General features: G+C 56.7%; 21 protein-coding genes. 5 read left to right on the forward strand and 16 right to left on the reverse strand.

Features of this window, described 5'->3' with window-relative positions; all coding sequences use genetic code 11:
* Positions 1–22: 22 nt before the first annotated feature.
* On the forward strand, positions 23–982 hold the full coding sequence (locus tag M4951_RS15880; protein ID WP_262022632.1) for an ornithine cyclodeaminase family protein: 960 nt from the start codon (positions 23–25) through the stop codon (positions 980–982).
* Here the strand turns inward: M4951_RS15880 and M4951_RS15885 are convergent.
* Positions 971–2,443 carry a hypothetical protein gene (locus M4951_RS15885; RefSeq protein WP_262022633.1) on the reverse strand — a complete coding sequence of 491 codons (1,473 nt, stop codon included), beginning with the start codon at positions 2,441–2,443 and terminating at the stop codon, positions 971–973. The two genes, M4951_RS15880 and M4951_RS15885, sit on opposite strands and share 12 nt — an antisense overlap.
* Positions 2,444–2,767: 324 nt before the next feature.
* Between M4951_RS15885 and M4951_RS15890 the strand changes: the two genes are divergently transcribed.
* The gene (locus M4951_RS15890; RefSeq protein WP_262022634.1) at positions 2,768–4,579 is read left to right on the forward strand and encodes a vWA domain-containing protein; all 1,812 of its coding nucleotides are present in this window, start codon (positions 2,768–2,770) and stop codon (positions 4,577–4,579) included.
* A gap of 296 nt (positions 4,580–4,875) precedes the next feature.
* Here the strand turns inward: M4951_RS15890 and M4951_RS15895 are convergent, their stop codons facing one another.
* Positions 4,876–6,240, reverse strand: coding sequence for a sulfatase (locus M4951_RS15895; RefSeq protein ID WP_262022635.1), 1,365 nt, complete (start codon positions 6,238–6,240; stop codon positions 4,876–4,878).
* A gap of 122 nt (positions 6,241–6,362) precedes the next feature.
* Here M4951_RS15895 and M4951_RS15900 point away from each other — a divergent pair, with 122 nt between their 5' ends.
* Positions 6,363–8,258 carry an ATP-binding cassette domain-containing protein gene (locus M4951_RS15900; RefSeq protein WP_262022636.1) on the forward strand — a complete coding sequence of 632 codons (1,896 nt, stop codon included), beginning with the start codon at positions 6,363–6,365 and terminating at the stop codon, positions 8,256–8,258.
* Positions 8,259–8,444: 186 nt separating this feature from the next.
* On the opposite strand, the gene M4951_RS15905 is transcribed toward M4951_RS15900, so the two are convergent.
* The 14 genes from M4951_RS15905 to M4951_RS15970 form a co-directional block, all read right to left on the reverse strand.
* Positions 8,445–9,035 (reverse strand): heme-copper oxidase subunit III, encoded by a 591-nt coding sequence (locus tag M4951_RS15905; protein WP_262022637.1) that lies wholly within the window; start codon positions 9,033–9,035, stop codon positions 8,445–8,447.
* A 156-nt stretch (positions 9,036–9,191) separates the two neighbouring features.
* A complete protein-coding gene (locus tag M4951_RS15910) occupies positions 9,192–9,563 on the reverse strand; it encodes a cytochrome C oxidase subunit IV family protein (protein WP_262022638.1) in 372 nt (123 codons plus the stop codon).
* Positions 9,564–9,579: 16 nt separating this feature from the next.
* Entirely contained in the window at positions 9,580–10,437 is an 858-nt protein-coding gene (locus M4951_RS15915) for a cytochrome c oxidase subunit 3 family protein (RefSeq protein WP_262022639.1), read from the reverse strand.
* A 14-nt stretch (positions 10,438–10,451) separates the two neighbouring features.
* The gene (locus tag M4951_RS15920; protein ID WP_002653988.1) at positions 10,452–12,152 is read right to left on the reverse strand and encodes a cbb3-type cytochrome c oxidase subunit I; all 1,701 of its coding nucleotides are present in this window, start codon (positions 12,150–12,152) and stop codon (positions 10,452–10,454) included.
* A gap of 12 nt (positions 12,153–12,164) precedes the next feature.
* Positions 12,165–13,166 (reverse strand): cytochrome c oxidase subunit II, encoded by a 1,002-nt coding sequence (coxB, locus tag M4951_RS15925; protein WP_262022640.1) that lies wholly within the window; start codon positions 13,164–13,166, stop codon positions 12,165–12,167.
* A 6-nt stretch (positions 13,167–13,172) separates the two neighbouring features.
* Positions 13,173–14,063 (reverse strand): SCO family protein, encoded by an 891-nt coding sequence (locus tag M4951_RS15930; RefSeq protein WP_262022641.1) that lies wholly within the window; start codon positions 14,061–14,063, stop codon positions 13,173–13,175.
* A 6-nt stretch (positions 14,064–14,069) separates the two neighbouring features.
* Positions 14,070–14,438, reverse strand: a complete 369-nt coding sequence (locus tag M4951_RS15935; protein ID WP_262022642.1) for a hypothetical protein — start codon at positions 14,436–14,438, stop codon at positions 14,070–14,072.
* An 18-nt stretch (positions 14,439–14,456) separates the two neighbouring features.
* Positions 14,457–15,689, reverse strand: coding sequence for a quinol:cytochrome C oxidoreductase (locus M4951_RS15940; protein WP_262022643.1), 1,233 nt, complete (start codon positions 15,687–15,689; stop codon positions 14,457–14,459).
* Between the two features lie 2 nt (positions 15,690–15,691).
* Positions 15,692–17,092, reverse strand: coding sequence for a quinol:electron acceptor oxidoreductase subunit ActD (locus tag M4951_RS15945; RefSeq protein WP_262022644.1), 1,401 nt, complete (start codon positions 17,090–17,092; stop codon positions 15,692–15,694).
* The gene (gene nrfD, locus M4951_RS15950) at positions 17,085–18,497 is read right to left on the reverse strand and encodes an NrfD/PsrC family molybdoenzyme membrane anchor subunit (protein WP_262022645.1); all 1,413 of its coding nucleotides are present in this window, start codon (positions 18,495–18,497) and stop codon (positions 17,085–17,087) included. Before nrfD ends, M4951_RS15945 begins: the two co-directional genes overlap by 8 nt.
* A 45-nt stretch (positions 18,498–18,542) precedes the next feature.
* Positions 18,543–21,701 (reverse strand): TAT-variant-translocated molybdopterin oxidoreductase, encoded by a 3,159-nt coding sequence (locus M4951_RS15955; RefSeq protein ID WP_262022646.1) that lies wholly within the window; start codon positions 21,699–21,701, stop codon positions 18,543–18,545.
* Positions 21,698–22,399, reverse strand: coding sequence for a cytochrome c family protein (locus M4951_RS15960; RefSeq protein ID WP_262022647.1), 702 nt, complete (start codon positions 22,397–22,399; stop codon positions 21,698–21,700). Before M4951_RS15960 ends, M4951_RS15955 begins: the two co-directional genes overlap by 4 nt.
* A gap of 264 nt (positions 22,400–22,663) precedes the next feature.
* Entirely contained in the window at positions 22,664–23,197 is a 534-nt protein-coding gene (locus M4951_RS15965; RefSeq protein WP_262022648.1) for a response regulator transcription factor, read from the reverse strand.
* 88 nt (positions 23,198–23,285) lie between these two features.
* On the reverse strand, positions 23,286–24,644 hold the full coding sequence (locus M4951_RS15970; protein WP_262022649.1) for an ATP-binding protein: 1,359 nt from the start codon (positions 24,642–24,644) through the stop codon (positions 23,286–23,288).
* A gap of 28 nt (positions 24,645–24,672) precedes the next feature.
* On the opposite strand from M4951_RS15970, the gene M4951_RS15975 reads away from it, so the two are divergent.
* Both M4951_RS15975 and M4951_RS15980 read left to right on the forward strand, forming a co-directional pair.
* The gene (locus M4951_RS15975) at positions 24,673–25,122 is read left to right on the forward strand and encodes a hypothetical protein (RefSeq protein WP_262022650.1); all 450 of its coding nucleotides are present in this window, start codon (positions 24,673–24,675) and stop codon (positions 25,120–25,122) included.
* A 174-nt stretch (positions 25,123–25,296) separates the two neighbouring features.
* Positions 25,297–26,361 (forward strand): 3-deoxy-7-phosphoheptulonate synthase, encoded by a 1,065-nt coding sequence (locus tag M4951_RS15980; protein ID WP_262022651.1) that lies wholly within the window; start codon positions 25,297–25,299, stop codon positions 26,359–26,361.
* Position 26,362 lies beyond the last annotated feature (1 nt).

The raw sequence follows: 26,362 nt of genomic DNA on the forward strand, positions 1-26,362 counted from the left end.
GTGCGCAGCGAAGGAGAGCCAGATGACGCCTCGGTTTTATCGCGAATCGGAAGTCTCTCAGGTTTTGGACATGTCCACCGCCGTGGAAGTGGTGGACGAATGCCTGAGACAACTCGCGATCGGCGGGGCCGAGAATGTTCCTCGCCATCGTTCACGCACCCCCGGCTTCGTGCTCCATTCGATGAGCGCCACAGCCGGCTATCTGAACGTCGCCGGGTGGAAGCAATACGCGACGACTGCGTCCGGCGCCAGGTTTCACGTTGGGCTGTACGACTGCGAAAGCGGACGGATGAAAGCGCTGATCGAAGCGGATCGATTGGGGCAGATGCGGACCGGCGCCGTCACCGGCGTCGCCGCGCGCTATCTGGCGCCAGGCGAAATCACGCAGCTTGGTTTGTTCGGCACAGGCTGGCAAGCCGAGTCGCAATTGGAGGCCATCCAAGCGGTTCATCCGCTCTCGCGGGCCTTCGTCTACTCACGCGATGAGTCACGTCGTCAATCGTTCGCGGCCCGCATGAGTGAAGAACTGCAGATCGAGATCATTCCGGTCCATGACCCACGCGAAGCGGTCGAAGACTTGCCGCTGGTCATCACGGCGACCGCCAGCAAGACGCCGGTCTTTGACGGGACGCTGCTCGCCGAAGGAGCGCTAGTCTGTGCGATGGGGAGCAACTGGCTGCAAAAAGCGGAGCTGGACGTTAACGCGGTTCGCCTGGCGGATAATATCGTTTGCGACTCGATCGAAGCCTGCAAACTGGAAGCAGGCGATTTTGTCGCCGCTTCTGAGAAAGGATACTTCGACTGGGACAAGCCGGTCGAACTTGGCGCTGTGCTGGCCAATCTGGCGGTCGGTCGCAACAACAAAGATAGCGTGGTGATCTTTAAATCGGTCGGCCTGGCGATCGAAGATGTCGCGCTGGCCGAAAAATTCTATCAACGCGCCGTGACAAATCCCGGCCTCGGCGTTTCATTACCGCTTTGACGGCGCTGGCGGCTTGTCGGTCAATTCCAGCTTCGGCGGCTGGGGCGCTTCGTTCAGCGCCGATACGGCGACTTCCGAAACCAGATGCGAGTCCCAGGCGTCGCAGCGGACTTCGACGCGATAGATCTGTCGGCCATAGTCATTGACCGTCGCCAAGACTTCCAGGTCGACATGACCACGCGGAGCGATCGTCAGCGGGCGAAAAGCGGCTTGACCGACGGCGACTTTTCCTTCGGCCCCTTCGATTTTGACCGGCTCCAGCCCTTCCGAGAAGAAGATGATCGCCGAAACGTTGGGCGCCGGCTTATCGCTCAAATTGATGACTCGCAGTCCAAAGTTGGCGCCAGCGCCCACGGCAATTGGTTTGGGGGGAGAAAAAACTTCGACGCGTAACGCATCCAGCGGAGCAAGCGTTTCTGGCGAAGACTCCGCTTCCGGCATTACCGGCTCGGCGGCAGGCGTTTCGGCCGAAACTACTTTCGCTTCGCTGGCGGTTTCTGCGGCAATTTTCTCCGGCGAAACTTGCGGGACGCCTGAGATCAGCATGGTCGTTTCAGCGTCCAGCAGATCGGCTAACGGTTTCCAAACATCAGGCGAGGTTTCGACGGCGCTGTCATACAGAGCGATATCGGCCAGCGTGATCGTCGTGTTCTGGTCGTTGGCGCGGCGGATGATTTTGTTCGGACCGTTTTGCAGATTCGCAGGCAGATCGCTCCACATATAACGTCGCGCGAACCCATTGTTGATCCACAGCGTAAGTTCTTGGCGAACGGCATGCAGTTGCAGCGTCAACGGACCGTCGATCACTTTCAACGCATCGCCCAGTTCCGGTTGCTGATCGGCGGACAAGCCGTTTATCGCCCGTAGAAACGACGCTGGAACATGATGCTCTTTGGCAATTTGTTCGACGGTTACGCCAGTCTTGATCGTGATGGCCGGCAGCGCCAAATGCTTGTGCGGCGCAAAGACGATTTTGTCGGCGAGCGGCTCGAGCAACGCGAGCGTCTTGGTTCGTTCTTCCGCGCTCAAGTCTTCACGCTGCAACAGCAACGAAAGCGTGCGATAGGCGCGCAGCGACTTCCCGTCGGCGAGCGATTGCTCGGCTTCGATCAGCAACTCGGCCGAAGTTAGCGTCTCGATCCCTGCCGTTGCCGACGAGACCGCGGCAGTCGCTAGGGGCGCGATTGTCGGGGGCGCCGCCGGCTGCGCATCAACCATGGCGGTTTCGGCAGGATTGGGAAACGGCGCTGCGTTGGTCGACAACACAATGGTCGGCGGCTGCGTCTTGGCGTTGCTTCCGAGGGTGGGAAACGAATCTGGCGAGAACAAGGGAGCCTCGTCGAGCGCCGTTGCTTCCGGCGAGCGATCTGCTCCGCTGTAATGCTTCCGATAAATCACATACCCCGAGTAGCCGACGCAAACGATCAGCCCCAGAACAAATAAATTTCGAGCGATAGACACTGCGGCCCACTCCGTTTTGTGTCGAGTACTTCCAATGCAGTCGCTTCCACTACCAAATCGGCGCAGTCGGATCTAGATCAATTCACTAGAAACAAACCTTTGGCGATTTCCGCATTACCCCGTAAGATAAGATACGGCGGAGCTTTACATTCCCGACGACCCTCCCCCCACGCCTACTAGTCAACTATGCAATCGGTTTCTGCACCTATTCAAATGCCGGCGAGTTCACAGACGCCGGAAATTGCGTTCCCAGAGGAGAATCGGGGATCGTTTCGCGATTGGTTCCGGGGAAGCAGCTCGTTTCTGGCGTCCTTGATCTTTCATATGGCGGCTGTGATCTTGCTGGCCCTGCTTACCTTTGATCCGCCGCCGGATCGATCAGCGCATGCGATCGTCCTGGATGACGTGATCGAAGAGCCGTTAGATCGACCGCTGGAGGATGAACTCGACGAGCTGGAGGATTTGGCGACCGAGATGTCGATCACGATGATGCCGAGTTCGATTTCGGGCCTTTCCGGCGCGGCGCCAGCATCGCTGTCAGCGCCTCCGTTTGAAACGCAGCTGATGGAAGACATGATCGGCCCCGAGGTCTCGCTGGTCGATCTGGAGCTGCTGACCAAGCCGAATGATACGCTGATGCAAGAGCTGCCGGTCGGAACGCAAGGCGCCGTGAACGCCGTCGTCGGCGACTACAACGAAGCGATGGATCGCATCACGCAAGAATTAGTCTGGATGCTCGACAAAGGGGAAGTCGTCGTCGTGTGGCTGTTTGACCAATCTGGCAGCATGAAGGATGACCAGGAAAAGATCCGCGATCGAGTTGGACGCGTCTATGACGAACTCGGGCTTACCGGCGTCTCCAAGGACGAAGCCTTGACTACCGGCGTCGCTAGTTTTGGCGCCAACTTCCAACTTCATACGAAAACGCCCACCAGCAATCGCGAAGAGATCGCCGCGGCGATCGCCGACGTTCCGGTTGATCCTTCGGGAGAAGAGTTGACGACGCAGGCGGTGATGGAAGTGATCACGCGGCATAAACGTTACGCCCAAATCTCAAAACGTCAGCTGGCGATCATTTTGGTTTCTGACGAGAGCGGCAACCCCGACAGCAATCAACGCTATCTGGAAGAGACGATTCAAGCGGCGAACAAAGCCAAGTGCCGCGTCTATGTCATGGGACGCGAAGCGATGTTCGGCTACCCGTACGGTCATGTTCGCTGGGAGAATCCTCGCAACGGCGATATCCACTTGCTGCCGGTCGACCGCGGCCCAGAAACGGCGCTAATCGAGCAACTGCAGACTGACGGATTTGGTAAGCGGCGTGACTCGATGCCCAGCGGATATGGCCCTTATGAGCAAGTTCGCTTGGCGAAAGAGACCGGAGGCATTTTCTTCATGCTCCCCGGCGAAGAAAAGGACCTCTATCAACTGAAGGATCATCGCTATAGCGTCGCCGCGATGGAGCCGTATCGCCCTGATTTGCGGCCGCGACGCGATCTGATGCGCGAAGCGATGCAAGATCCGCTTCAAGCCGTTATTTCCAAGGTGATCTACGATCTGAATCCCTACAACGAAGAAGTCGCCAGCGTTATCGAAATCCGGCGTCGCTTTTCTACCGACTTCGCGAAGCTAACGCAGCAGGTTCGCTATGAACAAGCGAAAATGTTGACCTACATTGAGTATCTCGACAAAGCGATCGCGGCGATCGAAAAAGCGCAACCGCTACGCGACGCTTCTCCCTACGTCCGTCAACAGGCCAACTTCGACTTACTGTACGCCCAGTTGCTCGCTTATCGCGTCCGCGCCTATGAATATGGCGCTTACCTGACCGAGTTTGTCAAAAAACCGCCGGCGCCCCCGAAATTGCCGACCCCCAAGCATGAGTTCCGCAGCTGGGATTTGATCACCGTCAAAAAGTTGTCGGCTGAAGAAGTGACTGCCGACGACATCCAAAAATCGCGAAAGCTACTGAAAGAAATCGTCAACGAGTATCCCGGCACTCCCTGGGCGGAACGCGCCAACTGGGAATTGAATCGCGGCTTCGGCGTCGCGCTGACACCCTGGCTATTCGACACCAGCCGCTTTCCGAATGCGAACAACAAATCCGCGCCGCCGATTCAGGTCCCCAAGCTGTAGGCTTGAAGATCGCGCACTCGGCATCGATTCTTCCCAAATGCCGAACGCTATTTTTTCTGGTTGGCCGCGATAGCTCCGCTATCGGGGCGGCGCAGCCGTAAGAGGCCTCAGGACTACGCTCGCCGTTCCTGGTGCGCAGGCCACTTCAAACGACATGGAAAGCAGCCGATTTTAGGCGCATTGCGGAGCGATGTCTCTTACCGACTTCGTCGGCCCCGATAGCGGGGCTATCGGGGCCAACCCTGGTAAATATTGCGTGGCGATTCAAAAGTAGATCGAAGCGGCCTGGCCGCGTTCTATTTCTTTTGGAGCGGCAATCCTGACTTGCGATCAAACTTGTCTGGCGTCCATTGCTGCGGAACGGCGTCTTCGGTCCGACTGGCCCACCCGTGGTATTCTCCTCGCATCCTCTCCAACGTCTGCGCGTATTGCGGCTGATCGACCAGATTCCGGAGCTGAAAGGGATCGCTCTTTACATCGTAAAGTTCTTCTTGCGGTCGCGGAGTCATCAATGGACCGCGCTGATCGGCGGGCAGCTTTCCTGCTTCCTCTAGCTTCAACATCGTCTCGAAGGTTGGGCTGCGCACGGCGTCGGCCGGAGGAGATCCGCTCAGATGGGGCAACGCGTTGTAGATGTAGAGATAATTTTTGGAGCGAATGCTGCGTTCGAATGCCTGATAATCGTGCCAGTTATGTTCGGAGAAAACATAGTCGCGCGTTTCGCTCCTTGGATCCTTCAGGATCGGCGCAAATGACTTCCCTTGAAATGTGGGGGACTTGGGAAGTCCGGCAAGTTCCAGGATCGTCGGCGCGATATCGACCGCGCTGACCAGGCTCTCAGTCGTTTGTCCCGGTCGTACGCCAGCCGGCCACTGCACGAGGAACGGCGTCTTCACGCCGCTGTCGTAGATCGTCGTCTTGCTGCGCGGAAACGGACGCCCATTGTCGGACATGAACAAGACGAAAGTATTGTCGGCGACCCCTTGTTCTTTCAGTTCGGCCATCACTTTGCCGACATACTCGTCGAGTCGAGCGATTTCGTCGTAATACATCCCCAAGTCATCGCGCACCGGAGGTTCGTCCGGCAAAAACGGGGGAACGACGATCTCGTCGCGCCGATGCGGCTTCTCAATGGTGTTAGCCGTATAAGGCCGGTGCGCGTCATTCGAGGCGAACCACATAAAAAAGGGTTGATCCCGCGGACGCTCGCGGAGCATCGTTTCCCAATTTTCGCAGCCGCTCGGGCGCCCCCCCATGATCCGATCAAAATTCTTTTCGGCCGGCTTGCCGAGATGCCATTTTCCCGCGGCGCCGGTGTAGTAGCCTGCTTGTTTTAATAGGCCGGCGAAAACGACCTGATCGGCAGGAAGCGGCATGTGAAGTTCCGCCGCGCCGGTGCTGTGGGGATATCTTCCCGTCACAATACTGCAGCGACTGGGGCTACAAGAGCTACAAGTCAGAAAAGCAGCGTCAAAGCGGATCCCCGCCGCCGCCATCCGATCAAGATTCGGCGTTTTGACATGAGGATGACCGTAGGGGCCTACGTCATTCCACCCAACGTCATCTCCGATAATAATAATGAAATTGGGTCGCTCGGCGGCGGACAGCGTCACCGGGGAGAGACTGAATGCCGCGATGATAAAGAACAAATACCTGAGCATGATGCGTCCTGTTGCGGATAACGGCGGGATGATCGGTTTAGGCGGGTGAAGGCTTTCATTCTAGCCAGCGGAGACGCGCCCGATCAAATTGACCTGTTTTTTGAAAATTTCGAAGGACCGCAATGGCGTTAATTTCTGTTCGAGACGTTTCCATCTCCTTTCATACGGCGCCGCTGTTGAATCAGGCCAATTTGCAGATTGAGCCTGGCGAGAGAGTCTGTCTGGTAGGTCGAAACGGAACCGGAAAATCGACGCTGCTGCGCATGTTGGCCGGCGAGCAGGCGACCGACGCAGGCGACGTTGTCGTCGGCCCAGAGGTCCGCGTCGCTACCTTATCGCAAACGGCGACTGCCGGAGAGGACCAAACGGTCTTTGATCTGGTCGCCGCAGGCTTGGGCGATATGGGCGAAACGCTGGCCGAATATCACCATCTGACCCATCAGATTGCAGTGGAAGCGACCGACGAAGTGGTCAACCGGCTCGATCAGCTGCAGCACAAGCTGGACATGGAGGATGGCTGGAATCAGCACCAATGGGTAGAGCAAGCGATCTCGGCGACCAAACTGGATGGAGACTCCAACTTCGCCGAGCTGTCAGTCGGCAAAAAACGTCGCGCCTTGTTCGCCCAGGCGCTCGCCAGCAAACCCCACGTTCTGCTGCTGGACGAACCGACCAACCACCTCGACATCGAATCGATTCTCTGGCTCGAAGAGTTCTTGCTCTCGTTCGACGGCACCATCGTCTTTGTGACGCACGATCGGATGTTCGCCCAAAAGTTAGCGACCCGCGTGGTCGATATCGATCGCGGCAAGTTAACTAGTTGGACCTGCGGGTTTGACGAATACGTCATCCGCAAAGAGGCGGCGCTCGAAGCGGAAGAAAAACAAAACGCCCTGTTTGACAAACGATTGGCGCAAGAAGAAGTCTGGGTCCGCCAAGGGATCAAGGCTCGCCGTACTCGCAACGAAGGCCGCGTGCGTGCACTCAAGAAGATGCGAGATGAATACCAAAGTCGCCGGACCCGGATCGGCACGGTCAAGTTTGACGTGCAACAAGCCGAACGGTCGGGACAGGTCGTCATTCGGGCCGAGGATATCAGCCACTCGTTTGGTGATTTCGTCATCTGTAAAGACTTCTCGACCACCATCATGCGGGGAGACAAGATCGGCGTGCTCGGCCCCAACGGCGTCGGCAAGACGACGCTGCTTCGCATTCTGCTGGGAGAATTGAAGCCGACCGAAGGGGAAGTTTCTGTCGGCAGCAAAGTGGAGATCGCCTATTTCGATCAGCTGCACGCCGCACTCAACGAAGAACAGACGCTGCGACAAAACATCGGCGAAGAAAACGAATTTGTGAACATCAACGGGCGTTCACGCCATGTCATCGGTTATCTGCAGGAATTTTTGTTCACGCCGGAACAGTCGAATCGCCCGATCAAAAATCTTTCAGGCGGAGAGCGAAATCGTCTGCTGCTGGCCCGCCTGTTCGCCAAACCGTCGAACTTGCTGATTCTTGACGAACCGACGAATGATCTCGACGCCGACACGCTCGATCTGCTGGAAGACCTGGTGGTGAACTACGCCGGAACGCTGATCGTGGTCAGCCACGATCGTAGTTTCCTCAACAACGTCGTCACGTCGACAATCGCGTTTGAAGGAGACGGCTTCGTCAAACAATATGCCGGCGGTTACGACGATTGGCTCGCCCAGCGGAAACGCCAGGAAGAAGAAGCCAAAGCCTTGGCGAAATCTTCCAGCAAAGAAAACGACAAACGCGACACCGCCCGAGCGCGAAAATTGACCAACAAAGAGCAGCAAGAATTAAAAACGCTGCCGGCCAAAATCGAGGCGCTGGAAGCGGAACAAGCCCAACTGCAAGAGCAGATGGCCGATCCGACCTTCTATCAGAAACCTGCCGGCGAAATCAAAGTTGTCACAACTCGATTGGATGCGATCGGCGACGAAATGCTCTCGGCGATGGAGCGGTGGGAAGACCTTGAGTCAATCGCCGGCGGTTAGGGCCAACAGGCGCCATGCTCTTATCACGTTTACGTGAAAAGAGCATGGCTTAAGTCTTGTAGGTTGGGTGCAGCGCAGCGAAACCCAACATCTGACGAATCGATTGGCGGGTTACGCAAGCCATCCACGCCGCAACGGACGTTTCAGCGACTTTTGGCTTGCTCCACCCTCTACCTGACTAAGCGGCTAACTGGTCAGCGCGAACGCGACCAACATCACCAGCCAGACGGCGTCGAGAAAGTGCCAGTAGTCGGAGCAGATCGACACGGCGACATAGTTTTCGTGGTCGTATCCATCGCGGCAGGCACGATTGGTGACCATTGCCAGCGTCGCCAAGCCGCCGATCACGTGCAATGCGTGAACAAACACCAACACAAACATCAGGCCATATAGCTTGATGTCAGGGCCGCTGGCGAAGTGCTCGGCTAACAGGCGATTCAGCCCGTTCGCTTGAAAAACGAGAAATACCAGCGCCATTCCGCCAGCGACAAAAAGCCAGCGGCGAAACCAAACCTGCTTCTCAACGCGGACCGATTGGACGGCGCGATGCAGCGCGTAGCCGACGCCGACCATAAATAGAGTGCTGATCCACAAACTGGCCGGAACGCCGGAGAACGAGACCGTGCGGTCGATCGAACTGGTCGACCAAATGACGAAATAGGCGATCAAGCTGGCCGCAAAAAACACGGAAAGCGTCGCAATGAACAGAAAAAATCCAAGCCGTGCCTGGTGAATCTCGCGGCGCATCGGTAATACCGAGAGCGAGTCCTTGATCATGTGCTGACTCCGTGATCGGAAAACCAGAACCAGCAACAAGGGAAAAGCCACCCCAATACTGGGGCATGCGGTAAGTCAGATGACGTTATACGTAACGCCGGGAACCGATGCAAGAGATCGCAGCGGCGACTTACCAGCCGACAGCTTGGCTTCTTCCTACTCTGCCGCTTCCTGCATCTGCGAGTTATGCAGCGCTTCGACCTGGGGTTCATACTCTTTGGCGTCCATCAGCGTCACGCTAATAAACAAAGCGACAAACGCCAACGAAAAGAGAAACGAGAGCGTGATGAACGGTTTCTCGTATCGCAAATGCATGAAGTAAACCGCAACCAAGGTCGCTTTGACCGTCGCGATCCCCATGGCGACCCAGATATCGATCGCGCCAAAGTCGATTTCATAAATCGCCACCGTCAGCCCGGTCAGCACCAGCAGCGCGGTGAACGTACCTAACAAGGTGCTCATCGGCATCACGTGCGCATGAAGGCCGTGACCGTGCGAATCGTCGTTATGTTGTGCGTGATCGCTCATCGCGTCGATCTTCCGATTAGTGGATCAGGTAAAGAAGCGGGAAGAGGTAAATCCAGATCAAGTCGACCAAGTGCCAATACAGGCCCACATAGTCGACCGGACCAAAATACTCGCTGCTGAATTCACCTTTGTTGGCCCGATAGATCAGCCACCCAATCGCGCCCATGCCGCCGATAATGTGAATCGCGTGAATTCCGGTCATCATGTAATAGATGCCGAAAAAGATATGGATGTTTCGGACTCCTTGAGCGCCGCCATGTCCGTGTCCGCCTTCTTCGGCGTGAGCATGTTCAGCATGATCACCGCCTGCGGAGGTCGAACCATGTTCTTCATCGTGAGCCGGCGCTTCGGTCGCGTGCTCGTCGCCGTGTGCGGCCTGATTCGCTTTCGACACATATTTGTCAGCGACGGCCGGATATTGCTCTTGGGCGAAATGGTTGTAGATGCCGGGATAAAGTTCGTGCTGAAACTTGGTGGTGTATTCGACCGTTTTCACGCCGAGAAAGACGCCGGCCAAAGCCAACGTAATCCACAGCAGCACGATCAGCAGTCTTTTCTGGCTCAGTTGCGCCGCACGCACCGCCCAGGCCATCGTCAAGCTGCTGACGATCAGCACGACCGTATTGAGCGCGCCGAGCATCGCGTTCAGCTCTTTGGCGGCGTCAATAAAGATTTCGGGGTGCAGCGAACGGTAGATCGCATAGGCGCAAAACATGCCGCTGAAGAACAGGACTTCCGTAATCAGGAACATCCAAATTCCCAGCTTCCCCGAATCGAATTGCTGTTGCGGCGATTCGAAATGGTGGGCGACATGCGCCTCGGGGCTGTGGTGACCATGCGCGTCGTGTTCGTGCGTCGACTCAGCGACCGTCATCGTACTTGTTTCCATCAGTGGCTAGACGTTTTTTTAGCTGGTCCGGGCACGGTGACATAGCCGCCTTCCCGTTCATCGTATCGCAAATTGCTGTAGTCGTAGGGATCGCCGACCGGCGGCGGGTTGTCAAAGTTGGCCAACGGCGGAGGCGAACTGCACATCCACTCCAGCGTGTTAGCGCCCCACGGATTCGCCGGAGCCTTCTTGCCGCGGTAGAGCGAGTACAACAGCACGCCGATCGCGCCCACCATACCGATGCCCAGCAAAAATGCTCCCAGCGTCGACAACTGGTGATAAATCTGAAACTCTTCGACGTACCGAGCATAGCGACGCGGCATGCCGCGAGCGCCCATGATGAACTGCGGGAAGAACGTCAGGTTGAATCCCAAAAAGACGATCAAGCAGAACAAACGGCCGGCGTTCTCGTTATACATGACGCCGAACATCTTCGGCCACCAGTAATAGAGCCCGCCCACAAAAGCGACCAGCGTTCCGCCCATCATCACGTAGTGAAAGTGAGCGACCACAAAGTACGTGTCGTGCAGTTGAATGTCGGTCGCCAAAGCGCCGAGAAACAGCCCGGTCAAACCGCCGATCGTAAACAGGAAGATGAACGCCAACGCGTAGCACATCGGCGTCGCCAGGCTGATCGATCCTTTGTACATCGTCGCGAGCCAGTTAAACACTTTGATCGCCGATGGAATCGAAACGCTAAAGGTGAGCCCGCTGAAAACGACCGCCGCAAGTTGCGACTGACCGCTGACGAACATGTGGTGCCCCCAAACCAGGAATCCCAACAATGCGATCGCGATCGAGCTATAGGCGATAAAGCGGTAACCAAAGATATGCTTGCGGCTAAAAACCGCGATCAGTTCGCTGATGATCCCCATCGCCGGCAAAATCATGATGTACACGGCGGGGTGCGAATAGAACCAGAAGAAGTGCTGGAACAACACGGGATCGCCCCCCATCTCGGGATCAAATATCCCGATATGCAGCGCACGCTCGGCGATCAACAACAAACCGGTGATGCCGAGAACCGGCGTCGCCAACAGCTGAATGATCGACGTCGCGTAGATCGACCACAGAAAGAGCGGCATCTTGAACCAGGTCATCCCGTGGGGACGCATGGTGTTGATCGTCACAATGAAGTTGAGCCCGGTAAAAATCGAGCTGAACCCCAGGACGAAGACGCCGAGCAAAGCCAAGATCACTCGCGTGCTGGTCGTCACGCTATACGGCGTATAGAACGTCCAGCCGGTATCGAGTCCGCCAAAGATGATCGCGCAGAGGAAGAAGATCGCACCGACGACCCACAGGTAGAAGCTACCGAGGTTCATTCGGGGAAACGCGACATCCTTCTGACCGAGCATCACCGGCAACACGAAGTTGCCCAGCGCCGCCGGAATACTAGGGATGATGAACAAAAAGGTCATCACCGCTCCATGCAGCGTGAACATCTGGTTGTATTGGTCTTCGGTGAGGAAGAGTTTCGTCCCGGTGAACAGTTCCGCACGCAAGATCAGCGCGAAGATCCCTCCCAGGAAAAACGATACCAAGATGCCAACCAGGTACATCACCCCGATCCGCTTGTGATCGAGGGTGAACAACCATGACCCGACGCCGCTGGAAGCCAACAGGTAGTTGTCTTCCCGCGTCTGGGCGCCGTCTAAATTGGCGGCTTGAAACTTATCTGGCGTCGAACCAACGCTCATTTGGATTTCTCGTTACTTCAGGCTCTTGATGAATTCGGCGATCGCCGTGATATCCTTGTCGCTCAAGCGCGAACTGGGGAACACCGGCATGACCGGTTGATATCCAGCGACCACTTTGGCTCGCGGATCGCGAATCGACTCGCGAATGTAGTTTTCATCCATCACGGCTTCAGTGCCGTCGGTGAACTTGTGCGCTGTTCCGAAACTGTCTTTGAACGAAGGACCGGCTTTCTTCGTGCCGTCGATCGAATGACAGCTGATGCAGCCTTTGCGTTTGTAGAGCAACTCGCCTACTTCGGCCATGGTGCGGCCTTCGTACAAGTTGGCGGCTTTTTCTAACCACGCGTCAAAGTCGCCGGTCTCGTAGACGTAAACAAACGCATGCATGTTGGAGTGATCGCGACCGCAGTACTCGGCGCAGAACAAGTCGTGCGGTTTGTGTTCATCGGGGTTAATGCCCGAACCAGTCGTGTTGACCGCTTCGACCCAGATCTCGTTGTAGCGTCCCGGCACGCAGTCCATTTTGGTCCGGAAGGCCGGCACAAACATGTTGTGCAGCACGTCTTCCGACTCCAGGATAAACCGGACCGGACGTCCCACCGGAATGTGCAGATCGCTCGACTCGGCGCCGTTCGGATAGACGAACAGCCAAGACCATTTCTTCGCCTGAACATGAATTTCATAGGCGTCGTCCGGCGGCGTCCGCATGCTCATGTAGTTGGTGAAGCCCATCACGAAGAAGACGACCAACAGGAACGACGGCAACACCGACCAGGCGATTTCCAACGTGTTGTTGTGCGTCGGCGACGGCTGCGGCCCATGTCCCGGTCGGCGATAGTACTTCAAAACGAAGTAGACCATCACGCCGACGATCAGAACGAAAAAGAAGGCCGAGATCCAATAGATCAGGTCGAACAGATCGTCGACCATCGGCGCAAACGTGGAGTTGGCGGGACCGAAAAACAGACCGCCGTCGGCGTCCGCCAACAAAGGCAAATTGCTGAGCAAATTCATTGTGCTTTAGCGCGTGGTGACAGAGACGTTCTCTTCGACAGGCCAGTTCGCCTTCCGTGCTTCTTTTGCTTGCCGTCGTCGGCGAAACCAACTAGAAGCAAGCCAAAACGGTGCGAGATACATCAGCAAAGCGGCCAACATGGTTGCGCCGCCAACTTTCATGATATTCATCGCCACCGGGCCATAGGCGCCTGTGCTGGGATCGTAATGAAAGCAGAATAGCAGAAATCGATCGGTCGTTGTGCCGATCTTGCCTTCACTTGCTTCCACTAACGAAAGCCGCAACGTTTGCGGCGGAAATTCCACGCCATACATATAACGGGAGATTCTCCCGTCTGGAGTGCAGAGAGTCAGCAGCGCCGGATGAGCGTACTCGTTACGCTCTGGCACATACCGAAATTGAAAGCCGATCGCGTCGGCCAATTTCTGAATGCTCGCTTGGTCGCCGGTCAAAAAGTGCCAACCGTCGGCGCTCTCAGGGCGACCATAGAGATCGAGATATTTTTCTTTGGTCTGCAGCGCCTTCTCCGGCGTCTCCGTCGGATCAATGCTGACCGAGATGACCTGGTACTCTTGTCCCGCTGTCCAGATGACGCGATCCAAGCCGTCCACCAAGCCGTTCAACTGTACCTGACAAAGCATCGGGCAGTTGGAATAGTTCATCGAGAGAATGACAGGGTTCTTCCCTTGGAAGTAATCTCCCAAACGCACCGTCTCGCCGGCGTCGTCGCGGAAGGTCAGATCGAGCGGCAATAGGTCATTGGGATGTTCGATGATCGTCAGATCGCGAAGCTCTTGCGGGTCTTCACCCGGAACTTCGGCGCGCAACTGCTGCGATGTCGCCGTCAAGGCGATCAGCAAAATTGCGGCATTCGCGAACTGCAAGACCGGCGACATGGGACCCTATTTGGCTTTCGTCGAGTAATCATTCACGACCAACTGCATGGCGCGGTCGATCGGCAGGCTAACCTGCCCCGCTTCTTTGTTGACCCAGCCGTAGCCGTTCAACGAAGCCTGTTGGGCGCTGAGGATATTGCCCGTCACGTCCGACTTCATGTTCACCACTTGCTCGTTGTGCAGCGTATTGGCGAACTGGTGATATGTGGCCTGCAGCCCCATCACGATCGCGAAGGTCAAAATGGCGCTGACGAAACCAACCACAGCGATCACCGGCGTGTTCAGGTCGTCCTTCTGAGCCGGCAAAACGGCTTCGTGCCCCAAATGGGCGTCGGTCGATAAAATCTTGCGTTCGAGTTCAGCAACTTCGGACATTGCTCTTTCCTCCTCTACTTACATGTTTTTCAATGCGAGCGATTCGGGAAGTCGCGGATCGCGGATCGCCAGCAAACGGCGTTCAGCAGCAATCCAAGCAATGTTCCCGATAAAAAAGCCGCCCAAACCGATCAGGCAGGCTAATTCCATCCATCCCAACGGAAGTTTTTCCGGCGAGTACTGCGGCATGACGAGCCAAAACATGTCGACCCAATGCATGACCAGCAGGAATATCGCCCATCCCACCATTAACGCCTTATTACGGCGAACTGCGCGGGACATTGTTCCAAGGAACGGGATGATGAACTGCCCAAATAGTAACACCAGAGAAACGCTACGCCATGCGTCATTTTGTCGCACCAGATACCAAACCGTTTCTTCCGGAATATTGCCGTACCAGTACAGCAAGTACTGGCTGAAAGCGATGTATCCCCAGAACAAAACGAACCCGAAAATAAATTTGCTTAAGTCGTGGTAGCGCTCGACTGTTATCACGTCCTTCAGCTTGCCCCACGATTGCAGGGTAGCGCAACAGATTAAGGTGAAAGAAAAGAACGAAACCATCGCCCCAGCGAAGAAATAGACGCCAAACATCGTGCTGAACCACTTCGGATCAAGCGACATCGCCCAATCGAACGAAGCGAACGTGACAGTTAGTGCGAATGCAAACACGACCAGCGGGCTCTTGTTTTCCATTCGCAACGTCAGTTGGGGATCTCCGGAATCATCCTGGGCCGTCGACTTCGCCAGGAAGTACCAAGCTGCGGCAATCCACACGCTGAAGTAAATCACCGCGCGGATGGTGAAGAACGTCGCATTGAGATACGGCTCTTTACCGGCCAACAGATGATCGGTCGCCATCAGTTCGGCGTCGTTCCACTGGAACAGCACATGGCTGCCCGAGAGCACCGAGAAGAGAATCGGCAAAAACAGCAGCGCCATCGGCCCTAGCGTCATTGCAATCACTTCGGTAATCCGGCGGACCGAAGCGCTCCAACCGGCTCGCGTCAGATGCTGCAGCGCCAGAAAACCCAACGCGCCTAGCGAGATGCTCAGGAAGAACAAATAGCTGGTTAAGTAAGCGAAGAAGAAGTGACGCAGCTGATCCTTGGCGAACATGCCAAGCAGCAACGCGACAATCATCGCCGCCAAACCAACGCCGTATCCGCCGATCATCAGCTTGTTGCGAATATCGCCCAGGCGGATCGTTTCGTCGTTGGGAACCGAAATATTGTTGTGATGGTCGCCCATGGTTAGTTTCCTTGACCCTTCAGCGCGTCGGCTTCAATTTGCGGCACATCCTGAATCGACGCGTCACGCGACTTCTGCAACGCCTTCAAGTAGAGGACGATCGCCCAGCGATCTTCGGGATCAATTTGCGCTGCATAGCCAGGCATCTTGCGAATGCCGTTGGTAATCGTGTTGAAAACTCGCCCGACCGGTTGCTTGACCACATTTGGATCATGCAGATTGGTCGGCTGCACCCAAGTGGGTTGCTGCAATTCAAAGGCTCGGATCGAGACGAGCCCATTGCCGTCTCCCGCCAAACCATGACAGACCGCACAGTAAATGTTGAACCGCTGCCGCCCACGCTCAATCAGAGTAGTGTTGATCTCTAGCGTCGCCGGAAACTGCGTCACCCAATCAGGTTCTGGCGGCAGATCCTCGGCCGGCGCCGCTGCGTCAGCCGCAGGTTTTTCATCCGCAGGTTTCTCTTCGGCGGGTTTCGCCTCATCTTCCGGCGTCTCGGCCTTTTCTTCTTCCTGCAGGAAAGCAACGTCCGAAGTCTCTGCTCCTTCAGGAACGATGCCGGTCAAAAACTCGAGCGGTCGCCATTCACCGCGAGCGACCGAACCGGGAACGCGCGGACGCATGGCGCGACCGTCGGCGAAGATCGGCGAAGTCGTTTGCGTTTTCGCTTTCACCTGATCGTCCATGTCAAGGATCGGGTGCAGACGAGGAAGCGGCGAGGTCGTATTGCGAGCGTTCCAGACCAGCATCGGCGGAACAGTCAGCAGCGATAGGAAAATGATCGCGGCATATTTGAAAATGGTCGGGATCTGATTGCTCGACGGGTCGGCTTCGATCTCATCGATCGCCAACGGCGAGAACGCTTCGAGCATCTCACGATGCTTGTGCAGCTTAAATTTTGGATCAGCGGCGTTGAGCACCAAAAAGAAGCGATCGTTCGTCGCTCGGGCGAAGTTGCGATGCCGAAAGAGCGGATTGGAGAACGTCGGCAATTGATTGAGGATCAACATGCCGAAAAACGCGCCAAACGCCGCCAACAAGATCGTCAGTTCAAACGTGACCGGAATATTGGCAGGCAAACTGAAGGTCGGCTTACCTGAAATCAAATAGGGATAGCCCGAAAAGAGTGCGCCCGGTTGCTCGGTCGCATTCAAGACGTACTGCATCGCCAAGCCGGAGATGCCGCCGGTCAGCCCCATCGCTAGGACGATCCACGGCAGGATCGTCTTGCGAATCCCGAGCGCTTCGTCGATTCCATGAACCGGAAAAGGAACATGCGCATCGGTCTTGGTCAGACCGGCGTCGCGAACCGCTTCGCAGGCTTTTAGCAATACGTCCTGGTCGTCAAACTCGACCAAGAGGCCTAGCGTTTGAGGACGCGCGTTGTCTTTCTTCTTAGACATGATCGGCCTCAGCTATGGGATCGTGTTCGCCGTGCGGCATGACGCTTTTTACTTCGGCCATCGCGACCATCGGCATAAATCGAAGGAACAAGAGGAACAGCGTGAAAAACAAACCGAAACTGCCCACGAACATGCCGATGTCGACCCAAGTCGGAGAGAAGTAACCCCAACTCGACGGCAGGAAGTCGCGCGACAGCGACGTGACCGTAATCACGAAACGCTCGAACCACATGCCGATGTTCACAAAAATACTCGCGACAAACATGATCCAAGGGGTCGTGCGACACTTCTTGAACCAGAAGATCTGCGGCACCACGACGTTGCAGGTAACCATCGTCCAGTAAGCCCAGTAGTAAGGACCGAACGCACGATTGAGGAAGGTGAACTGTTCGTTCGGCACGCCGCTATACCAGGCCATGAAAAATTCCATCGCGTAGGCGTAGCCAACCATCGAGCCGGTCGCCAGTAAGATCTTGCAGATGTTTTCGAGATGCCGCGTCGTGACCAGGTCCTTCAGGCCAAACCACTCGCGGGCCGGCACGATCAACGTCAGCACCATGCCAAAACCGCTGAACACGGCGCCGGCGACAAAGTACGGCGGAAAGATCGTCGTATGCCAACCCGGCAACTGCGAAACGGCGAAGTCGAAACTAACGATCGTATGAACCGAAAGCACCAACGGCGCCGCCAAAGCCGCCAACAGGATATAAGCTTTCTCATAACGCGACCATTGGCGAGCCGAACCGTTCCAGCCAAGTGCGGCGATGCTGTAACCAATTTGGTGAACGCGCGACTTGGTTCGATCTCGCAAGGTCGCCAAGTCAGGGATCATCCCCATGTACCAAAACAACACCGACACCGTCGCATACGTCGACACGGCGAACACGTCCCACAGCAACGGGCTACGGAAGTTCGGCCACATGTTGAGATACAAGCTCGGATACGGAAAGAGCCAATAGAAGACCCAGACGCGACCGATATGAATCGCCGGAAAAATACCGGCACAGCAAACGGCGAAGATCGTCATCGCTTCAGCGAAGCGGTTGATGCTGGTTCGCCAGTTTTGACGGAAGATGCAGAGAATCGCTGAAATCAGCGTTCCAGCGTGACCGATACCGACCCAAAACACGAAGTTGACGATCGGCCAACCCCAATAGACCGGAACGTTGTTACCCCACACGCCGACGCCGGTTAGCACTAGATAGCCGATCAGCGCGAACAGCATCCCCAGCGCCGCAAGCGAGACGCAGAAGCCGATGTACCACGCGAGCGGCGGTTTCTTTTGCTCCGGAACGCCGGCGACAATTTCGGTGATCGAGCCAAAATTAAGCCCGCCCGTCACAAGCGGCGCACGCTTGCCCGGAGTTTCCAGCGTAATGTCGGCGACTTCGTCTACTGTGGCCATGTTTCTTCGCGTGGACTACAGGGTTTTAGCTACAAAAGGGTTTAGCTATTGGGGAGCTTTGGATTCTGTCTTGGCGGGAGCATGCTCTTCGTGGTCGGCATGCTCATGGTCGTGAGCATGTTCGCCATCAGTCTCGACATGCCCTTCGTGACCCGGAATGTGCTCCAGCTCGACAAACGGATCGGCCAACCAAGGATGAGGGTTGCGAATTCGAGCCAGGTACTTGGTCCGCGGCTTGATATTCAACTCGGCGAGCATCGCGTAAGCGCGCGGATTCTTATGATTCTTGGCGGCGTTGTTTTCGGGATTGTTCAAATCGCCAAACTGAATGGCGCTGGTCGAACAAGCTTCTTGGCAAGCCGTTTTGATTTCGTTGGCGCCGATCGCGCGGCGATCGCGGCGAGCGTCGATCTTGGTGTTCTGGATTCGCTGCACGCAGTAGGTGCATTTTTCCATCACGCCGCGATTACGGACGGTGACTTCCGGATTGAAGACCAACTCGGCCAACTGGCGATTCGATTCTTCAAAACGATAGTCGCTGGCGCGATAGTCGAGAAAGTTAAAGCGACGCACTTTGTACGGACAGTTGTTGCCGCAGTACCGCGTACCGATACAGCGGTTGTAGATCATGTCGTTCAAGCCTTCGTCGCTGTGCAGCGTGGCCGCGACCGGACAAACCTGCTCGCACGGAGCGTTCTCGCAGTGGTGACAAGTCACCGGTTGCGTCACGGCGACGGGATCTTCCGGATCGCCAGCAAAGTAGCGATCGATCCGCAGCCAGTGCATCTCGCGTCCCTTCGAGACCTGCTCTTTGCCGACGATCGGCACGTTGTTCTCGGCCTGACAAGCGACAACGCAAGCGTTGCAGCCCAAACACTTCGACAGGTCGATCGACATCCCCCAAGCGTGCCCATCGTACGACGCTTCGGTCCACAGCGACTCGAGCGGCGGATGATGAACGACATGCTGAGCGAAGTCCGGATGATGCTCGAACTCTTCGACCGTACCTTCGCGAACCAGCGTCGGAATTCGGCGAGCAATTTCGGCCAGGCCGATCTTGTCGATCGAATGATGGTCTTGCGTCGTCGCCAGCAAGTACGATTTGCCGGTCGATTTGACCTGGACGCCGGTGACGACGCTCATCGCATCGGACCGTCGCAATTTACCAGCATCTACCCCCACCGGATCGATGCCGATTGCGACTTCGCCGCCCACTTTGCCAGCGTGCGTGCGACCGTAACCCAAAGCCAACGAGATCGTTCCCAAGGCCAGGCCCGGCATCAGGTAAACCGGCGCGTCAATCGACTCCCCACCCGAGGTGATCGTCGCCAAGATCCCTTGCTTCAAGCCCAACGCTTCCGCCGTGGTCGGATTGACCAGCAGCGCGTTGTCCCAGGTCAACTTGGTCAGCGTGTCAGGCAGTTCCTGCAACCAACAGTTATTGGCGAAGCGGCCATCGTAGGTCGACGTTCCCGGCGTCAACACCAGCTCGACTTCGTCTTTTGCAGGACGCTGCTTCCAGGCATCCTTAGCGGCGGTCAGCGCGGCGATGTTATCGGCCAGCTGAACGCTTTGCGTCTTGCCGGCGACTCCGCCTGCAAAACCATCATGCACCATTTTCTTCCAAACCGATTCGGTCGCGTACCCGACGCGATCTTTGGCGACGCGGCGAACGATCGTTCGTCCGTCCTTTTCTTCCGAACCAGCCAACAGTGCGACGAACTCGGCCTTCGAGAGTCCGTTGAAAATCGTTTCGATCAACGGCTGCGCCAAACAGTAACTTCCATCGGCGGCGACGTAATCGCCCCACGACTCAAGCCCGTGCGCTTCAGGCAAAACCCAATTGGCGTCGGCCGAAGTCTCGTTGTTGTAATAGCCGAAGAAGAGCCGGCGTTTGGCCTTTTTGAACGCGGCGGAAAACGGAATGTTCGCCGGAGCGTCGTAGCCGGGATTGCCGCTGATGACGATGACCGTATCGAGCGAACCGCCGTTCAATTGCGTGGTCAATTCTTCCAGCGTGCCGACTTCGCCCGAGATCGGCAATGCGGCGTCAATCAGCTCGACCGTCTCTCCGATCGCGCCAATCTGCTGATTCAATTTCCAGACGGCGGCCTGAACTTCGGCCGGCTGACGCGGGCCGACGGCGATGACCGCTTTGCCTGGATGTTTCTTCAGGTCGTCGACCAGCGCGATGATGAACTTCTCGTGACGATCGGCGTCTTCGGCCGGCTCGGCGACTTCGCCGCCGGCCATGCGAGCTTCAAGGTCGGCGACAAAGCTGGCAATCCGCGTGGCCGGAACGGCGATGCGATGATCGGCGGCCAAACCGGCGGTGGTGAACTGACTCTCGACAACGTACAGGCGATTCATCTCGCCTTCTTCCGGAGCGCGACGAACCGCAAACTCCTTCGAGTTGCGCTGTCCGGTTGGATGCATGCCGAAGAAGTCTTCGTCGATGACGACGATCACATCCGCTTTGTCGAGATGATACTTGGGCGTGACGCTCTGGCCAAACGCCGCTTGCACGCCGGCCGCTTCGCTCTCTCGCGTGATCGAGTCGTATTGATAAACCTTCGCTTGCGGAAAACGCTGGCGAAGTTTCTTGAGCGAGTCTTGATAGCTGGGAGAAGCCGAGCCTTGCGTCAGCACGGCCAATTTGCCGCCGGCGCCCAGTTCTTCGGCGATGTTCTTCCACGAGATTTCGAACTCGTCCCAGGAACGATCGAAATGTTCTTCGCCTTTGAATTCGGTCAAACCGCGGAGCCGATCGGGATCGTAAACTTCCAGGACGGTCGCCTGAATGTATTGATCCGAGCCCTGCCCTTCGGGATGCTCGGCGTTGCCATCCACTTTGATCGGGCGACCGTCATAGCTGGTGACGACCACCGGACGAACCGAGCCGGCGATCTCCAGCGTGCTGGCGAACTTCTCGGTCTTGCCGGGGACCCGATTTTCGGGGCGAACCGCGAACGGCGCGATCGTCTCTTCCGGAAAACGCAACGCTTTCGGAAAATCACAACCGACGACGCCGGCGCCCAGCGACAGGGACGCTCCCATCAACTGCATCCAGCGACGGCGCGAGACCCCCTCAGGAAATTCCGAGGCGGCGACCGGAAATTCACGGTGCAGAAACTGCTCGAACTCGGGCGTATTTTCGAGCTCGTCGAGGCTGCGCCAATAGTTTTTTTGCGAGTCGGACTTCATCGATGACACGTCGAACAGTTCGTGGAAGGTTGAATATCGTTTTCTTTGCGGATTTCAGCACCCAACAGTGCGGCGGCGTGCGGGTCCGTTTCGGAACCGGGCGCTTGCCAGGCCAAATTTGTCACTTCATCCAGCGGACGGATATGAGCGTCAGGACTGCGGTGACAATCAAGACAGAAGGCCATCGAAAGCGGCTCGACTTGGGTGACGACATCCATCGTGTCGACCCGGCCGTGACAGCTAACGCAGGAAACGCCGCGGGTCACATGAGCGCTGTGATCGAAGTAGACGAAGTCAGGCAGGTCATGCACGCGCTGCCAATCGACTGATTCGCCGGTCGCGATGCTGCTGTGCACCGGCTCTAGATTCGGACTGTTGACCAAAACCGCGGCGTACTTGGCGGTTCCATCGGCGCCAGCCGGGCTGTGGCAGTTGCCGCAGGTCGCGGTCGGCGGCACCGCGGCTTGAGCCGCTTCGTCCACCGTGTTGTGGCAATAGCGGCAATCCATCTTCAATCGACCGGCATGCAGCCGATGGCTGAACGGCACCGGCTGGATCGGAGCGTGCCCGACGCTGATCGTTTCGGGCGCCGTCGCAAAGACGAAAACTACGCCGCTATAGATTGCGAACGCAACGAAACCGGCGCCGGCTAGCGGCACAAAACGGTTTACCCAACGTGGAAATAGGAAGCGGTCCATGACTGCAATTCGTCCTAGGGGACGGCTGGTCTTTACCGAGCACGACGATAGAAAGTCTCACCGACGAGACTTCTCAGCGCCAAGGCCGAAATAGCGTACTGGCTAAAAAAAAGCCACTGAACGCCGTTTGGCTTCGCTCTTCGGCGGTCTGTTGACCGCGTTAAAGATTTGGATGTTACCGAAAACAAACAGCCACCTGTAACGCGTCAAAGAGTCGCACTACTTTGAGGGGTGACCAACCAGCCCGCTGCTTTTGAAGAAAAATCAGGGCGCCAATTTCTTCAATTTGCGCTGGAGAGTGCGCCGCGGGATACCCAGCAAGCGAGCCGCTTCGGAAAGATTTCCACCACAATCATCCAAGACCCGATGGATATGCCCCCATTCCGCTTCGGCCAGGGATTGTGGTTGATACTCAATTGGAGAGGCGGCCAGATCCTCCGCCGCCTTCTCATCAAACGCGGCCAAGATCTCATCGGCGTCGGCCGGTTTTGTCACATAATTGACTGCGCCTAACCGTATCGCTTCCACCGCATTGGAAATACTCCCATAACCGGTTAGCAGGACTGCCTTGGTCGTGGGGGAGACTTCTCGCAGATCGCGCAGCAGATCTAAGCCAGAGCGGCCAGGCATTTTCAGATCCAGCACGGCTCGTTCCGGCTTCGCCTCGATCGCCTGGCTGATCGCTTCTTCGTAGTTCGCCGCCGCGTAAACGTCGTAACCACGGGCCGAAAAAGCCCGCGTCAGCCGGTTCCGCAGGGTATCGTCATCGTCGACAAGCAATAACGTGGGTCGAGTCATGTTCGTCCTGCTACGAAAGTAAAACCAGCTTGCAATATAAAACGATCACGGCGAATATGCTATTCAATCTCGGTCAATTCGCTTCGTTTCAAGGGGCTGGCGTCGTTTCCCAGGGCTCTCGCTTGCGGATGAGTTGCACGACGACGGTCGTCCCTTCGTGCGAATTCGATTCGATTCGCAGCGCCCCATCGATCCGTTCGATCACGTTTTTCGCTAGAAAAATGCCGAGCCCGGTTCCTGAACCGGGATCTTTGGTCGTAAAAAATGGTTCGCCAATTCGGGACAAGATCTCCGGCAACATCCCCGGCCCTTCGTCTTGAATCGTCATCACCAGGTGTTTTGCCGTTCGCTCCAACAAGACGACGACTTCACTTCCCTCCGGCGAGGCGTCAAACGCATTTTTGATCAGTCCCCGCAGCGATTGCGCCAACAGATGGCGCGGAGCGCGAACCGCGGCGTCGTCAGAGCGATCGGTGATTCGGAGCCGATCAACCAACCGAGCATCCAACAGACTTCGAATTTCCTCGGCCAACTGGCTCGACGTAACTTCGACCAGCGGTTCGCCGGTCGCCTGACCAGCGTCAGCCGACATTTGATCCAAAATATGCCGACACCGATCGAGCTCGGTTCGGATCAGCGCGATATCGGCTTTCAATTCTTCGGAGACCGGCGTACCGGCCAATTCTCGCTGCACCTCTTTCGCAACGACAGCGATGGTCGCTAGCGGCGTCGAAAGCTCGTGAGCCGCGCCGGCGGCCAAGGTCCCCAGCGCTTCCAACTTCTCACTGCTCGCACGCTGCAATTCGGCGCGGCGCAGCTCGGCGTCGCGGCGGCGGACTTCGTCGGTCAAACGTGTCGTGAAGTAGACAATCACGAAAATACAAGTCAAAAACGCCACATACATGCCGGTTTGCGCCAGCGGAATTTGACGCAACTCACGCAGCGTTTGCATCCGCTCAGGCTGCGTCAGCAGCGGCACGTCAACATGGTCGTAGAATAAGAACGCAATTGAAACTGCGGTAATCGCCGCCAGCCACCAGACGCTGCGACCTGGGAGAACAATCGCCGCCAGAGTAAGATTCACCATATAGAAAATGCAGAACGGGTTGGTCATGCCGCCGGTAAAATACAACAGCGCCGTCAGCGAAAACAAATCAAGCAGCATGACTCCCAGCAAGACATTTTCCCACCCGCGTCCGCTATCCATCGCTTTGCGCAACCGCCGATAAAAGAGGGTCAGCAAGATGTTGCTGCCCGCCGTAACGGCGACCGCGGCGAACAAGACGACCCAGCGGATCGGAATGTGGAGCAACGAGCCGACCACCAGAATGGTGATCAATTGCCCAAAAACGGCGACCCACCGCAACTTAATCAGCCAAGCCGCGTTGATCGACATCCGATCGCCGGCAGAAGCGGAGGAAAGCGGGGGAGCAATGCTTGGTGACATACGCTGACTACGGCGAAATAGTGAAAAAATGACAAACGAAGTTGCTCAATCGAGACCTGATTTACCACGTCTTAGCCGTCGCGGCTTGATCATTACGCTCGCCTCGTTGGCGTCGCTCCCCATTTTGGTTGTCGGCCTGTTATACGTGACGCTGCCCGCAACTTCGAGCGCACCCCTGGCGGTTGACGTGAAAATCATCCGCGACGTCGATCCTCCCCAGGTCGTCATCCTCAATCAAGACGACAGCGATTGGTCCAATCTAAACGTCACCTTAAACGGCGCATTCTACCACTACTACAAACATTCCCTTCCCCAGGGGAAGGAACTTTCGCTTCCGGTGACGGCATTCGTACGACGTAGCGGGTTACCGTTTGACCCGGCGAATCTCGAAATTGATGACGTCAACGTCGCGGCTCGGCGGGTGAGCGGCTATCGAGCGACGCGAGATTTCGAGATCGCGCGGGGGCAAGATCCTTAGAATCGCAAAAATCGGCGCTCGGCCCACTTCTGGACCTACTCTGGCGCGGCTCTTTTTTGGCCGAAAATTGCCGACGGGCTAGAGGTTCGACGCGATCCGTGCGAAAATAAACGTTTGCCCCTTCGATTCCCATCGTGACGAACCTAGCGCGCCGTGAAAAATAGTCCACTCGCCATGCACCAGACTGACAACGTCAACGTCCGTAGCATTGAAAAGCTCGTTTCGCCGCGAGAAATCAAGCAAGATATCTCTGTCGCCGAGGAGTCGCAAGATTTCGTCTTTGAATCGCGCGAGCATATCAAGCGCATTCTCTCGGGCGAAGATGATCGCATGCTGGCGGTGGTCGGCCCTTGTTCGATCCATGATCCGGCGACGGCGCTCGACTACGCGCGTCGTCTAAAAGAAGTGGCCGACGAGGTCAACGATCGCCTGTTTATCGTCATGCGGGTCTACTTCGAGAAACCGCGCACCACTGTCGGTTGGAAGGGGCTGATCAACGATCCTCACCTGAACGACACGTTCGACATCGGTTCTGGATTTCGCATCGCGCGTCAGCTGCTGGTCGATATCACCGAGCTCGGTCTGCCGGCGGCGACCGAAGCGCTGGAGCCGATCACGCCGCAATATATCGCCGATCTAATCTCGCTGGCCTCGATTGGCGCACGCACGACCGAATCGCCGACCCATCGCCAAATGGCGAGCGGCCTTTCGATGCCGGTCGGCTACAAAAATGGAACCGATGGTTCACTGCAAATCGCGCTCGACGCGATGACCTCAGCCGGCAGCCCGCACAGCTTTCTGGGGATCGACGCCGAAGGCGCGACTTGCGTCGTTCATTCCAACGGCAACCCCTGGGGTCACTTGATCCTCCGCGGCGGTCGCTCGGGCCCCAACTATGCTCGCGAAGATATTCGTGATGCGATCGCCCAATTGGAAAAATCGAAGCTGCACTCCAACTTGCTGGTCGACTGCAGCCACGCCAATTCCAACAAAGATCACACGCAGCAAAAAAATGTCTGGCGTGACGTGCTGACTCAGCGCACTGAAGGAAATCGCTCGATCATCGGCATGATGCTCGAAAGCAACATCAGTCCCGGCAACCAAAAATTAGGCGCCGAGCCTTCGTCGCTCACCTACGGCGTTTCGATCACCGACGCCTGCATCGGTTGGGACGAAACTGCCGACTTGCTGCGTGAAGCCCACGCGCAACTTTCGCAATCCGCGGCTAGCACCACCTAGC

This window comes from Blastopirellula sp. J2-11 (assembly GCF_024584705.1).
GTDB lineage: Bacteria > Planctomycetota > Planctomycetia > Pirellulales > Pirellulaceae > Blastopirellula.